Origin of the sequence: Maribacter sp. TH_r10 (genome assembly GCF_033101095.1) — a bacterium.
In the GTDB taxonomy this organism is placed as follows: Bacteria; Bacteroidota; Bacteroidia; order Flavobacteriales; family Flavobacteriaceae; genus Maribacter_A; species Maribacter_A luteus.
The window spans coordinates 787,774-801,365 of the sequence record NZ_JAWMPY010000001.1; the positions used below are offsets into that span (position 1 = coordinate 787,774).

General features: G+C 39.6%; 12 protein-coding genes. 6 read left to right on the forward strand and 6 right to left on the reverse strand.

Annotated features, from left to right (window positions below; all coding sequences use genetic code 11):
- Positions 1-3: 3 nt before the first annotated feature.
- The 3 genes from R3X28_RS03270 to R3X28_RS03280 all read right to left on the reverse strand — a co-directional run bounded on the left by R3X28_RS03270 (position 4) and on the right by R3X28_RS03280 (position 3,095).
- Positions 4-405 (reverse strand): response regulator, encoded by a 402-nt coding sequence (locus R3X28_RS03270; RefSeq protein WP_317662362.1) that lies wholly within the window; start codon positions 403-405, stop codon positions 4-6.
- Positions 371-2,245 (reverse strand): PAS domain-containing protein, encoded by a 1,875-nt coding sequence (locus R3X28_RS03275; protein WP_317662363.1) that lies wholly within the window; start codon positions 2,243-2,245, stop codon positions 371-373. The genes R3X28_RS03270 and R3X28_RS03275 overlap by 35 nt, the downstream gene beginning before the upstream one ends.
- Positions 2,246-2,489: 244 nt before the next feature.
- The gene (locus tag R3X28_RS03280; RefSeq protein WP_282053731.1) at positions 2,490-3,095 is read right to left on the reverse strand and encodes a DinB family protein; all 606 of its coding nucleotides are present in this window, start codon (positions 3,093-3,095) and stop codon (positions 2,490-2,492) included.
- Positions 3,096-3,332: 237 nt separating this feature from the next.
- Here R3X28_RS03280 and katG point away from each other — a divergent pair, with 237 nt between their 5' ends.
- From katG to R3X28_RS03300, 4 genes are all read left to right on the forward strand, one after another.
- Positions 3,333-5,531 (forward strand): catalase/peroxidase HPI, encoded by a 2,199-nt coding sequence (gene katG / locus R3X28_RS03285; protein ID WP_317662365.1) that lies wholly within the window; start codon positions 3,333-3,335, stop codon positions 5,529-5,531.
- 105 nt (positions 5,532-5,636) lie between these two features.
- Complete coding sequence (locus R3X28_RS03290; RefSeq protein ID WP_317662367.1) at positions 5,637-6,116, forward strand: ankyrin repeat domain-containing protein; 480 nt, start codon at positions 5,637-5,639, stop codon at positions 6,114-6,116.
- A gap of 9 nt (positions 6,117-6,125) precedes the next feature.
- Positions 6,126-6,749, forward strand: coding sequence for an NUDIX hydrolase (locus R3X28_RS03295; RefSeq protein ID WP_317662369.1), 624 nt, complete (start codon positions 6,126-6,128; stop codon positions 6,747-6,749).
- A 3-nt stretch (positions 6,750-6,752) separates the two neighbouring features.
- Positions 6,753-7,532 carry a nitrilase family protein gene (locus R3X28_RS03300; protein ID WP_317662371.1) on the forward strand — a complete coding sequence of 260 codons (780 nt, stop codon included), beginning with the start codon at positions 6,753-6,755 and terminating at the stop codon, positions 7,530-7,532.
- Here R3X28_RS03300 and R3X28_RS03305 read toward each other — a convergent pair.
- Both R3X28_RS03305 and R3X28_RS03310 read right to left on the reverse strand, forming a co-directional pair.
- A complete protein-coding gene (locus R3X28_RS03305; RefSeq protein WP_317662373.1) occupies positions 7,516-9,132 on the reverse strand; it encodes an Ig-like domain-containing protein in 1,617 nt (538 codons plus the stop codon). The two genes, R3X28_RS03300 and R3X28_RS03305, sit on opposite strands and share 17 nt — an antisense overlap.
- Positions 9,133-9,225: 93 nt before the next feature.
- Positions 9,226-9,807: a ComF family protein gene (locus R3X28_RS03310; RefSeq protein WP_154363269.1), complete on the reverse strand. Its 582-nt coding sequence runs from the start codon at positions 9,805-9,807 to the stop codon at positions 9,226-9,228.
- 168 nt (positions 9,808-9,975) lie between these two features.
- Here R3X28_RS03310 and R3X28_RS03315 point away from each other — a divergent pair, with 168 nt between their 5' ends.
- Positions 9,976-10,872 (forward strand): hypothetical protein, encoded by an 897-nt coding sequence (locus tag R3X28_RS03315; RefSeq protein WP_154363267.1) that lies wholly within the window; start codon positions 9,976-9,978, stop codon positions 10,870-10,872.
- A 36-nt stretch (positions 10,873-10,908) separates the two neighbouring features.
- Positions 10,909-12,453 carry a glycine--tRNA ligase gene (locus R3X28_RS03320; protein ID WP_154363265.1) on the forward strand — a complete coding sequence of 515 codons (1,545 nt, stop codon included), beginning with the start codon at positions 10,909-10,911 and terminating at the stop codon, positions 12,451-12,453.
- Between the two features lie 88 nt (positions 12,454-12,541).
- On the opposite strand, the gene R3X28_RS03325 is transcribed toward R3X28_RS03320, so the two are convergent.
- The gene (locus R3X28_RS03325; RefSeq protein WP_317662377.1) at positions 12,542-13,540 is read right to left on the reverse strand and encodes a hypothetical protein; all 999 of its coding nucleotides are present in this window, start codon (positions 13,538-13,540) and stop codon (positions 12,542-12,544) included.
- Positions 13,541-13,592: the final 52 nt, after the last annotated feature.

The following is a 13,592-nucleotide window of genomic DNA, read 5'->3' on the forward strand; positions in this document are numbered from 1 at the left end:
TACTTATGCTACTTCAGCAAGGACATTCTGAAGGTCTTGAGGGGTAATTGGTTTAAGAATATAGTTGTTGACCACATCATAATCCTTAACGCGTTCAACATCACGGGGATCTACAGAAGAGCTTATGATATAAACGGTAACTTTTTCCCTATTATGATTTGGGATTTTTACGAAATCTTCCAAAAACTCCCATCCGTCCATGATAGGCATATTCAAGTCCAAGAAAATTACCGAGGGTAATTTTTTGCCTTGCGAGGTAATATCCATTAATCCGTCAATGGCATCTTGTCCATTGTTGAATACAAGAATGTCATCGCAGAAATCCATTTCTTTCATGATTCTTTTGGTGCCGTAAATGAATATCGGGTCATCATCGATAATACAAGTGCTCTCTATCTTTTTCATTTTTTTTATGGTGTTCGTTTTCTATTGTTTTCTTAAAAGTCAGTTTAAATGAAGTTCCAATATCCTCTGTACTTTCAACCTCTATCTTGCCGTTCATGGCTTCAATTTGGTTTTTGGTAATGAAGAGGCCTATGCCTTTGGAGTCCTTGTTCTTATGGAAGGTTTTGTACATTCCAAATAACTTTTTACCATGTTTTTCCAAATTTATACCTAATCCATTATCCGCAAAAGTAAATAGGACCACATCATCCTTTACTTCAGCTTTGATATCTATGATAGGTTTTCTTTTGGGTGAACTATATTTAATACTGTTTGTGAACAGATTCAACAAGATACTATCTAGATAGGCCGGTACTGCTTGAATATTTATGGATGCATCAACACTAATATTGCAAACCGCTTCTTTTTCGTTGAGTAGGGCCCTAATATTTTTTTCAACAGCGATTATTGCCTTAAGAAGATTGGTTTTTTTCATTTTCTCTTCCGAATTGGTCTTTACATGAACCACTTCACTCAGATGTGTTACAGTTTCATTTAGGCTGATCGATGCATCATTCAACATTTTAACAAGGCTAGATTTTTCATTCTCATCCTCTTCCTGGGTGAGGAACCCGGTTAGCATGGATAGGTTGCTTGAGTGCGACCTTAAATTGTGGGAAACGATATGGGCGAAATTCATGAGACTATCGTTCTGCTCGCTGGTAACTTCCAATAATTCCTTCAGGTTCTGTTCGGCGGTTTTCGCTTCTGTTATATCCCAAGTAGCCCCGATTAGTCGTGAAGGTACGCCATTTTGGTAACGGCTTATCGTGAACTCCGATCGTATATATCTTAATTCACCGTTGGGCCATATTATCCTAAATTCAATGGTGCATTTTTTATTGTTGACAATTGCCAATTCTATTTCATTATGACAGTGTATTTTGTCATCAGGGTGTATAATGGCTTCCCAGGCATCTATGGTTTCCTCAAATTTATCTCTGGTAACACCGTAGATACGATATAGATTATCGTCCCAAGTGACCTTTCTATTGAATATATTATATTCCCATATACCAATATTAGCGGCATCGGTGGTTGCAATGGTCAACCTTTCGGAAATTTCCTGATTATGAAGTTCAATTCTTTTCTTTTGGTCAATATCTTGAAAAGTGCCATATATACGAATACATTTATTGTCAACAACTTCACATTCCCCTATGCTTCTTACCCAGCGTTCATTACCCTTGGCGGTTATGAGGATTGTTTCAATATCCCAAGGCATATGATGGGTCACGGCCTCATTGACCACTCTTGTTATTTTGTCACGATGTTCACCCTCTTTGTAAAATTCCAAACCTTTTTCCAAATCCATTTCATAATCCAAGGGTAGTTCATGTATTTCTTTGGTGATATCACTTAGATAAGCCTTGTTTGCTACGAAATCGAACTCCCAACCCCCTATTTTGGCAACACGTTGTATATTTAGCAATAGTTCTTCCTTTCTCTTTTTCAAGGTGATGTCTTCAGCAACGATTAAAAGACCACTGAGTTTTTTCGATTCTTCTTTCCAACCTTTGATTTGCCAATCTACCCACTTTTGACTACCGTCAGATTGGGTTATTGTTTGGATCTTACTCTGCTTTACGGTATGTCTTAGGCAGTGCTCGTGAATGATCTTTATTTCTTCGGGAGTATTCGGGAAAACATCATAAAAGGTTTTTCCGATAATATTAGAATCCTTTATACCTAAATCTTGTAACCATAATTTCGAATGGTTCAAAAAACGCATTTCATGATCCACTATGGCCATGGGGTAAATAGATTCTTTGAACAGGAAATTAAAGGAATGTGTTTCCAAAAGCTTGTTATTTAGTTTTTTAAATATACAAAATTAACAGTATAACGTAGGAAAAGACTTCTATAGTGTGTAGAATTAAATCCATTTCATTGATAATTAGATGTTTTCGTTGAACAGCCTATCCATTGGCTATCAATTAGCCTAATCTTTATTCCATTGATGTTTGATGATCATGCATGGCCATTGTAATTACTTTTATAAGATGGGATAGTGCGATCCAAAAAATATAAAGACCAATAAGGCTTTAAGGCATCGGAAAATTTTCGTGGGTCATAATTTCTTCCATCTGAAATATATGACGCTCTGTATGTCCGCTCATGAAAAGGAATATTTGAAGTCCGTCTATAGTAGCGAAAGGGAGCTGACTATAATGGTTTCGTAAATCGTCCTCTGTAGATTTTATATATTCAATATGTTGTCCCCGTTTTTCTATAAATGATTCGAGCGTTTCTGTATGTGAACCGTATTTTCCGGTCGGCTCAAAAGCCTTACTGGTTTTCACCTTTTCCTCCCTGTTCGTGATCATCTGTATTAAATCCTCATCGCTCATTTGAACCGAACTCCTTTTTGTGGGATCTGCCGGTGTTTTTAGGGCTTCCTCTAACATCGACGCAAACATTTCCTCAGAAATGGCCAAATGTTCCACACATTCTGCAATAGACCAAGATTCTGTATTTGGTTTAAAATTCAGTTGGGCTTCATTAAGACCTTCTAGGGTCATTATTAAGTAGTCCTGGGTTCTTGACAACTCCGTTTCTGTCATTATCCGGTCTTCTTCACTTATTCCTGTCGTTATTATTCCAAAGGAAATTAGGAATAAGGCTAAAATGGGTATAGTTATCTTTTTCATTTTTTTAACGTTTATGCTCGGTAAGCTACGATATTAAGGTATATAATTTATCATTCAGCAGGATTGATAAATAAATGATATTGAAAAAAATAAAAACATAGATAAAACCAATCACTCTATAATCTATAAATATAATAAATCCGGTTTGGTTGTTATTCTATGTCGTATCTTTAAATACCTATAAATATTACTTTAAATAGCTAGTATATAAAGAATTAAAATTAAAAAAGATTAGTAATGGATCCAAAAAACAGTAATGACAGTACACTTTCAGAAGTGAACAGTGGAGGAAAATGCCCGTTTCATCATGGCGGTATCACAGCGACCGGTACGTCGGTGATGGATTGGTGGCCGAACGCTCTCAATTTGGATATTTTGCACCAGCACGATACCAAAACAAATCCTCTAGGTGAGGATTTTGATTATCACGAGGAGTTGAAGAAGTTGAATGTAGAGGAGTTAAAGAAAGATTTACATAAGCTAATGACCGATAGCCAAGACTGGTGGCCGGCAGATTGGGGACATTATGGTGGCCTAATGATCCGTATGGCTTGGCATGCTGCCGGTTCATATAGAATTGCGGATGGTCGTGGTGGTGGTGGAACAGGGAACCAGCGTTTTGCTCCCTTGAATTCTTGGCCGGACAATGTTAGTCTGGATAAGGCCAGAAGGTTATTATGGCCTATTAAAAAGAAGTATGGTAACAAGGTTAGCTGGGCAGATTTGATCATACTGGCAGGCACCATTGCATATGAAAGTATGGGACTTAAAACCTATGGTTTCGCATTTGGCCGAGAAGATATTTGGCACCCTGAGAAAGATGTGTATTGGGGGGCTGAAAAAGAATGGTTGGCACCAAGTGATGAGCGTTATGACGATGTGGATAATCCTGAATCTATGGAAAATCCATTGGCTGCCGTACAAATGGGATTGATTTATGTAAACCCAGAGGGAGTAAACGGAAAGCCAGATCCATTAAAAACCGCTGCTCAAGTACGAGAGACTTTTGCACGTATGGCAATGAACGATGAAGAAACCGTTGCATTGACTGCAGGGGGACATACCGTTGGAAAAACCCATGGTAATGGTGACGCAAGCATTTTGGGTCCAGATCCAGAATCCGCTCCGGTCGAAGCTCAAGGACTGGGATGGGCCAATCCACATAAAACGGGCGTAGGTAGATATACCGTGACTTCTGGTCTTGAAGGTGCTTGGACCACCCATCCGACCAAATGGGACGGAGGGTTCTTTGAAATGCTTTTTAAGCATGAATGGGAACTGCGTAAAAGTCCGGCCGGGGCATGGCAATGGGAACCCGTAACTATTAAGGAAGAGGACAGGCCTGTAGATGTCGAAGATCCATCCATTCGCCATAACCCTATGATGACAGATGCGGATATGGCCATGAAAATGGACCCTATCTACAAGGAAATCTCTAAAAAATTCATGGCTGATCAAGAATATTTCTCAGATACTTTTGCTCGGGCTTGGTTTAAACTCACACATAGGGATATGGGACCAAAATCACGTTATTTTGGACCAGATGCGCCGCAAGAAGATTTAATCTGGCAAGATCCGGTTCCCGTAGGGAAAACAGATTACGATGTGGAGGCCGTAAAGGCTAAAATCGGAGCAACAGGCTTATCTATTCCTGATATGGTTTCTACTGCTTGGGACAGTGCAAGAACCTTCCGTGGTTCGGATATGCGTGGTGGTGCCAACGGAGCTAGAATAAGACTGGCCCCTCAAAAAGATTGGGAAGGTAATGAACCGAAACGCTTGGCACGTGTGTTGTCTGTCCTTGAGCCAATTGCTGCAGAATTCGGTATTAGTGTAGCCGATACCATTGTATTAGCAGGCAATATTGGGGTAGAACGAGCTGCCAAGGAGGCTGGTTTCAATATTACCGTACCTTTTTCGGCGGGCCGTGGAGATGCAACAGATGAAATGACCGACGCCGATTCTTTTGCCCCGCTAGAGCCTTTATCAGATGGTTACCGCAATTGGATGAAAAAGGATTATGTAGTCAGTCCTGAAGAAATGATGTTGGATCGTACACAATTAATGGGACTTACAGCACCGGAAATGACCGTTTTGGTTGGTGGAATGCGTGTTATGGGAACCAATTATGGGGGGACCAAGCACGGGGTATTTACAGATAATGAAGGTGCCTTAACCAATGATTTTTTCGTGAACCTTACAGACATGGGCAATGTTTGGAAACCGGCTAGTAAATCGCTTTACGAGATAAGGGATAGAAAAACCGGGGATTTAAAATGGACCGCGACCCGTATGGATCTTGTTTTCGGTTCCAATTCCGTTCTGCGTGCCTATTCAGAGGTATATGCGCAAGATGATAATAAAGAAAAGTTCTTAAAAGATTTCGTTGCTGCCTGGGTTAAGGTCATGAACCTAGATCGGTTTGATCTGGAATAATATGCGTTCTAAAAACGTTCGGTAATTTTTTTAGCCGGATTATCAATACCTAAAACTATCACATCGGTCATATATTGGTGTGATAGTTTTTTTATATTTATTCTTATGGAATACACAATACGGGATTTTTTCAATGAAATCAGGAATGGAAATTTAGAACAGGTTGTTGGGATATATTCATCAAATCCTAGGTTGCTGAATGCCAAAGATGAAAGGGGCTCAACGCCTTTGATATTGGCGACCTACTATGGCCATGCACAAATTTCACGTTTTTTACTAGAAAACGGAGCTGATATAGAAGCTAAGGATGGGTCGGGTAATACAGCTCTATTAGGTGTTTCTTTTAAAGGGCATACCGAAATGGTCAAAGAACTCATAACACAAGGTGCCGATGTGAATTCACAGAATGCCACAGGTGCAACATCGTTGATTTATGCCGTTTCGGCCAATAAGGAAGAAGTCGTCAAAGTATTATTGGCCAATAAGGCAGATGTTAGTAAAAAGGATGCCCGTGGCTTTACAGCCTTGGACCATGCAAAAATCGGTGAAAACCCTATACTTATCGAATTGCTGGAAAATGAGTAATATTGGTCTATGAAAGATGACCAAAATCTTGAGTTTGTAAAACGTATAAAGGCATTGGCAGATACCGGGCTGGTTTATGCCGAAGATGAATACAATAAGGAGCGTTACGAAGAGCTTCGTAAAATAAGTCTAGAGTTGTTAAGCCATATGTCGCAAAAGCCCCTAAGGGTTCTCTCTGATTTTTTTATGCCCGAAAAAGATTATCCAACCGTAAAGGTAGATGTTCGTGGGTTTGTCCTGAACAATGTGGGTGAAATCTTAATGGCCAAAGAGAAAATTGATGGTAAATGGACGATTCCCGGCGGTTGGGCAGATATAGGATATACCCCTTCCGAAGTGGTCGTTAAGGAAATAGAAGAAGAAACCGGCCTTCAATGTTCGGTGAATCGTTTATTGGCAGTTTATGATAAGCGAATGCATCCCCATCCCCCGCAACCCTTTTATATTTATAAATTGATTTTTTTATGTAATGTTGAAAAAGGGGATTTACGGCCTGGTTTTGATATGGACGGTGCTGCATTTTTCAATATTAACGAGTTACCAGAATTATCAAAAGACCGTATTCTTGAATCCCAAGTAAAACAATTGTACACCATGGTGAAAAATAATGGGGTGAACGTTTATTTTGATTGATATATGGATAATGTTGAATTGAATATAGCCCTGGTCCAAACTCCTCTGATTTGGGAGTCACCAAAAGAAAACAGGGCAAAATTTTCGAAGAAATTAAAAGAACTACCTCAGAATACCGATCTGGTAATACTGCCCGAAATGTTTATTACCGGGTTTACTATGACTCCCGATAATGTAGATAGGGAAGAAGGTCAAAAGACCATCGATTGGATGCTAAAGGAAGCCAAAACATATGATACCGCTATAATGGGGAGTATTCCTTTTTATGATAGTGGGGACTTTTATAATCGGTTGTTTTTTGTGGAAGCAAACGGTACGGTTTCGCAGTACGATAAACGCCATACCTTTACCTTGGCAGGTGAAGACAAGGTCTATACATCCGGTACTGAACGCTTGATTATGGGTTATAAGGGTTTTAGGATTTATCCATTGATCTGCTATGATCTACGTTTTCCGGTTTGGGCCAGAAACAATGATGATTATGATGTTTTGGTATATGTAGCCAATTGGCCTAAGCCTAGGATTTTGGCTTGGGACACCTTATTGAAAGCCCGGGCCATAGAAAACATGTCTTATTGTGTTGGTGTAAACCGTTGTGGTTTTGACAATGCCGGATACGAATATTCAGGACATTCGGCCGTTTATGATTGCCTAGGGGAACAGATCGTGTACGCAGAAACCGAAACTATTCTCTATGCCACATTGAACAAAAACCATGTTTCCAAATCAAGGGGTAAACTTAAGTTTTTACAAGATCGTGACGGGTTTACTTTGAAATCGTAAAGGTCTGTTCCAATTCCCAATTTGCCCTTACTTCGATAACATCTGGGTAATAAGAGACTTTTTCCGGTTGAATGTTTTTCAGATAATTCCCTGTATCCCACTTTTGATTTCCATTGGTATCAAAAATCACACGAACAAGGTATTTGGATGGTTCTAGATGATTGAATTCGAATACTTTAGGTTCTTCGGCATACAATTCGCGTTTTACATCCCCTTTTTCGGTGGTTAATTGAACAACCATTGGGTAATCTTCGGGTTGAGCTACAATCGTCATGCTTAAATTGCCGAAATCGGCATAGCTTTTCGTTGACAACCGTATGTTCAGGGTATCGTTTTGAGTTCCGAAGAAATCTGTAATGGCCCCCGGAAACAGTTGTAGTACATAGTTTTCTTCTGCTTCTTTTTTAAAATCAAAATCAACTTTGTTTTCCGTACTGTCCAAAGTAGCCGTAAAAACGACATTAAGCGAATCTTTGTTGATAAAGCCGATTTTAGAGGTGTCAAGGGCTACTAATGGGGTATTGGTCTCAATGTACATGGGGTTAATGAAGTCCAAAGTTCCGCTCTGACTAGCCTGTATTTTCATAGAATCGAATTCTACCTTACGCTTTTTAATCGTAAAGGTGTCTATGTTTTTCAAGGTTTCGTTTTTTATCGTGAAAATGAGGGAGTCCATTTCAAAAGGGGTGAACCAATAATTTAATGTATCCTTGTCCCTTTCTTTTAATATTGTGGTTTTGACCGTATCAGGTATTTCGCTCAATAGGGATATATCAATATCTTCTCCATTACCATAATAACCGAAAATGATTTTATTGCTTGCAGCAAGGCTCGGTACGGATAATTTATAATCTGGGGTTTCTTTGAAAAGTGTCAAGAGATAAGTAGAATCCGTAGGTATGGAAAGTGTATCAGTGAGAAAGCCAATTTTATCCAGATTTTGGTCGAACATATAGTTTTTGTTCTCATCCTTTAAGGCGAACAATGCATATTTTCCGGCCTTTAGGTTTCTTAAAGTGAAAATGACCGCACTATCCAAGGTATTGGTTATATAGTTGGGTGGTTTATGGTAAATGGTAGAATCCGTATAGGCTGTATCTATTTCATAGAGCATAACACTGACGAAGTCATCGGCTTTGCGATTAAACGCATCTTTGATGGCTCCTTTTAACTCAAGTGAATCAATATAGCTTCCCGTAGAAAAAACATAGGTTAAAAAGCTATTGGGGTTACCTTCATTGTTGTCTACGATGCTCTGTCCAAAGTTCATGGTATAGGTCGTATTTTCTTGAAGGGTATCCTTAATGGTTATCTCAACGAATTTGTTGGCACCTCCCTGAGGTGTAATGATAGGGGTGTATTTAAGTGGTGGGGATACGATGAGTTGTTCCTGTACGTCTTCCAACTTAACCAATTCATCAAAATACAGTCTTATTTTGGTGGCCTTGAACCCAGTGGTCATATTTTCTGGTTCAGCTTTCAGTAAAACCGGGGGATCAACATCTTTTGGGCCTCCTGTCGGCCTTCCACGTTTAGCACATTGCACTAGGGCAGCGGCAATAAAAAAGAGAAAAATGTATGCGAAAAGTCGTTTGAACATCTAATTTGATATCTATGGGGCAAAGTAACACATAATTTGGAAAATGCCTTGAAGAATTAACATACCTTACACATTATCCTTCTAAAATATAGATTATGTTAGGGGTACTACGGCCATGCTGGTAATATAAATGGTGATGCCTGGAATTTCTTTAAGTGTGCTGGCACAAATTTCCATTGTGGCACCGGTTGTAATAACATCATCTACCAAGAGGATTTTCTTATTTTCTAGAAGTTCAGGTTTGTTGGTTACATATAAGGCCTTATTGTTTTGCCAACGTGCTATTCTACTTTTCTTTGTCTGTGTTTTGGTATCCGAGGTCTTGATCAGGGCATCTTCTAAAAAAGAGGCATTCAAATGATGGGCCAAGCGCTTTCCAAAAGCCGAAACCTGATTATACCCCCGTTTTTTCAACTTCTTTTTATGTAGGGGTACGGGAACTACATAATCAATGCATTCCAAAAAATCGTTTTCAGCTATAATTTGGCCATGCCAATCGCCTAAAAATGTCCCGATCTGTTCTTGGTTTTTGTATTTTAAATGGTGAATCAAGTTTTTTACGATTCCCTTTTCGATGTAAAAAAGGAAAGAATTTGCCTTTTTAATGTTAATTCTACCATAAAAAATACGGTCAACCGCATTTTCTACGTTAAAGCTATAATCGGTGAGTGGCAATTGATTTCGACAAACGGTACACAAATGGTTCTCTCCTCTGAATAAACGTGCATTACATCCAAAACACACGTTAGGTAGAAGGATTGAGTTGATGTCATTTAGTATCTTTGAAAGCTTAGAATACACAATTCTCAAGTTAATAACCTACTTAAAGCCGACTTTACATTAATGGACGGACAAGATAATAAATTCAATTACAAGATTATTCTTGCTGCTTTGGTTGCTGTGATCATAGGTATCCTTATTGCTTTTTATTATAGTTATGCCCAATCTGAAAACGAAATCAGTTTTTTGGAAAAGGAAAAAGAAATCCTTGTAAAGGATTTGACTTTAATGAAAGCCGATGTTGATAGACTTACCGCACTGAATGAAGTGAACGAGATAGAGATCCAAGGTGCACGATATGAGGTGCAGCAGCTTTTGGATTCTGTTGGAAGGCTTACTTTCACCATAGACAAACTGCGGGAGTTTAAATCTGAGTTACGTAGGTTGGAGGCTAAGAACGACAGTCTTAAACTCAAGAACAACTTTTTGCGTTATAATAATATGCTTCTTACCAACAAAGTCGAAGAGTCGCAGACCCAGTTGGAAGCTTTAAGAAAAGCAAGTAGTTCAATCGCAAAGGCAGAAGCCCTTCAGCGACAAAAAATATTGGAGCTGAACAAAGAGCTTAAAACTAAAAGTTACCTTAAACTTCAAGGAGCCGAAGGTTCTAGTTTTAGATTGAGGGGAGGTAAGCCACTTAGGACCAACAAAGCCTCTACCATAGAGAAATTACGCGGTTGCGTAACCATTATGGCCGATCCAACGATGATACAACAGGAAAAGGTGTTGTACTTTCAGTTCTTGGGCCCAAATATGGGTGTAATCGAGGATAATGCGAATACTATTACAGTAAATGGTAACGTGTATAGTAAACGGGTAGAGCTAATCTTTATGGGTGAAGAGACCCAGGTGTGCGATTTTATTACATTACCAGAAGGTTCATTGAGCCCTGGAAACTATATCCTCAATATCTTTGAAGACGAAAGATTGTTAGACTCTGCAGAATTTCAGTTAAAATAGCATTATGCTTTTAGGGGAATATTCTATTTTTGCCAAATGGCAAAACAAGAAGACGATTTTAAAAAGGTAATTTCACACGCAAAGGAATATGGTTATGTATTCCAATCCAGTGAAATATATGATGGTTTAAGTGCTGTTTATGACTATGCGCAAAACGGCTCCGAACTCAAAAAGAACATAAGGGAATATTGGTGGAAAGCCATGGTGCATCTCAATGAGGACATTGTTGGGATAGATGCCGCTATATTTATGCATCCTACTACCTGGAAGGCCTCTGGCCATGTTGATGCCTTTAATGACCCTTTGATAGATAATAAGGATTCCAAAAAAAGATACCGTGCAGATGTTTTGATCGAGGATCATGTGGCCAAGATCGAAGCCAAGATCGAAAAAGAAGTTGCCAAAGCAGCTAAAAGATTTGGTGATGCATTTGACAAGAAAGAATTCCTTGCCACCAACCAACGGGTAGTGGAGTATCAGGAGAAAGCGGACAGCATTTTAAAGAGAATGGGTAGGTCGTTGGAAAACGAGGACCTTGCCGATGTAAAAAGTCTTATCGAGGAGTTGGATATAGCTTGCCCAATGTCCGGTTCCAAGAACTGGACCGATGTTAAACAATTCAATCTAATGTTCGGCACTAAATTAGGTGCTTCAGCAGAAAGTGCGATGGACCTTTACTTAAGACCGGAAACAGCTCAAGGGATTTTCGTCAATTTCTTGAACGTACAGAAAACCGGCCGAATGAAAATTCCTTTTGGGATAGCACAGACCGGAAAAGCCTTTAGAAATGAGATCGTTGCCAGGCAGTTCATTTTCAGGATGCGCGAATTTGAACAAATGGAAATGCAATTCTTCATTCGTCCCGGCTCTCAGAAAGAATGGTACGAAAAGTGGAAGGAAAATCGTTTGAAATGGCATTTGTCATTAGGTATGGGGGAAGATAATTACCGTTTTCACGACCATGAAAAATTGGCCCATTATGCCGATGCCGCGGCAGATATAGAATTTAGGTTCCCCTTCGGATTCAAAGAATTGGAAGGAATACATTCCAGGACCGATTTTGATTTAAGTCAACACGAGAAATTTTCAGGTAAAAAATTACAATATTTCGACCCGGAACTTAAGGAGAACTATGTGCCTTACGTTGTTGAAACATCCATAGGTTTGGACCGTATGTTCTTGGCTGTCTTTTCCCATTCATTGCAAGAGGAAGAGTTGGACAACAATACAACAAGGACCGTATTGAAACTGCCTGCTGTACTGGCACCTACAAAAGCCGCTGTTCTGCCGTTGGTTAAGAAAGACGGTCTCCCGGATATTGCCCACAAGATCATTGAGGACCTTAAATGGGATTTCAACGTTACCTATGATGAAAAAGATGCTGTTGGCCGTCGTTACAGGAGACAGGATGCCGCAGGCACTCCTTTTTGTATTACCGTTGACCATCAGTCCCTTGAAGATCAAACCGTGACGATTCGTCATCGTGATACCATGGAGCAGCAGCGTGTTGCCATTTCAGAACTTAAGGCCATTATACACAAAGAGGTCGATATGCGTACTTGGTTGCAGCGAATGGAGTAGGACCTTCTATCAAATACGCCATATTTGATTGGGTCTTTATATCCTTTTTTGTGGGAATATAAAATTTCTTCGAAGGGTTTTCGGTGGTTTATTCAATGTTTATGGGCCGCCAAATCCCTCCGTATATTTCATCCTCGGTTCCAAAAGAATGGGAGCCCATTATGCCCTTGCAAGGCCCTGAAAGAGCTTCTATTTTGAATCCGTTGACGTTTTTGAAAATGTCTATGGTTCTGAAAATCGTAAATGGTCGCTCTTTATTCGATAAGTTTACTTGTCCCAACTTGTATATGACGGAATAAAAAGGCCCCGTGTCTCCTAGGTCTTCCGATGCGGCGGCCCAAATGCCGCCTTCAGGGTCTACATGAAAATCGGTAATGTCCCGTTTTGTTTTCTTATGAGTCCATTGGCCAGGAACGTTAACACCGATTCCTGCTTGTCCTTCCTTGCTCATTTGGAATGTATGATCGTCAATATCCAGAAGGCCCCATCGAACCACCCCGTGAGGGTTGTTTTTTGAACCTCCTCGTTCCCCAAGTATTATAATTCGATGTTGATGGTCATAAGGCAAAGCCATAATGGCTTCATATTGGTCACCCACCGAGTTCATATCGTTTCTATATAGCATAGGAATCTTTACACTACCCAAAACGGTAGCGTTCAAATTCAAAGTATCCACTTTAATGTGGAACATCCGTCCTAACCGACCTTCCCAGTTTCCTGATTCCGCAAGTAAAAATTCATTGTCCTTACCTGGAACGGCGCATATGCTTTCCAGATCATTTGAAATTCCTTCTTTGTCCCATTGGTGAATTTGTATCGGAGAAACCGATATTGATTTATCGGTTACTCTGATCAAACCTAAACGAACCTTTGTTGTGTTCCTTTTTGAATCGTAAACCACTAGATAAGAGTGGTCCGAAATTTGTTCCATACCACTAGACCCACCACTATATTTGATTCCTTGAACCGGATCTATACCCTTGTCCAATGTTGAATCTACATTAGGTTTTTGGGTCTTGCATGCAGTTATTGATAACAATAACCAAAAAAGGACCCAATAAGGTCTTTGAATGATTTTCGAGGTCATTGGATTGGGTTTTTAACGAATCTATATTTAGTATTAAGTTAATACACATCGC

What these genes read in the sequence shown, in the direction of transcription:
- R3X28_RS03270 (WP_317662362.1), bottom strand. Translation starts at nt 405, where the DNA reads ATGAAAAAGATAGAGAGCACTTGTATTATCGATGATGACCCGATATTC.
- R3X28_RS03280 (WP_282053731.1), bottom strand. Translation starts at nt 3,095, where the DNA reads ATGAAAAAGATAACTATACCCATTTTAGCCTTATTCCTAATTTCCTTT.
- katG (WP_317662365.1), top strand. Translation starts at nt 3,333, where the DNA reads ATGGATCCAAAAAACAGTAATGACAGTACACTTTCAGAAGTGAACAGT.
- R3X28_RS03290 (WP_317662367.1), top strand. Translation starts at nt 5,637, where the DNA reads ATGGAATACACAATACGGGATTTTTTCAATGAAATCAGGAATGGAAAT.
- R3X28_RS03295 (WP_317662369.1), top strand. Translation starts at nt 6,126, where the DNA reads ATGAAAGATGACCAAAATCTTGAGTTTGTAAAACGTATAAAGGCATTG.
- R3X28_RS03300 (WP_317662371.1), top strand. Translation starts at nt 6,753, where the DNA reads ATGGATAATGTTGAATTGAATATAGCCCTGGTCCAAACTCCTCTGATT.
- R3X28_RS03305 (WP_317662373.1), bottom strand. Translation starts at nt 9,132, where the DNA reads ATGTTCAAACGACTTTTCGCATACATTTTTCTCTTTTTTATTGCCGCT.
- R3X28_RS03315 (WP_154363267.1), top strand. Translation starts at nt 9,976, where the DNA reads ATGGACGGACAAGATAATAAATTCAATTACAAGATTATTCTTGCTGCT.
- R3X28_RS03320 (WP_154363265.1), top strand. Translation starts at nt 10,909, where the DNA reads ATGGCAAAACAAGAAGACGATTTTAAAAAGGTAATTTCACACGCAAAG.
- R3X28_RS03325 (WP_317662377.1), bottom strand. Translation starts at nt 13,540, where the DNA reads ATGACCTCGAAAATCATTCAAAGACCTTATTGGGTCCTTTTTTGGTTA.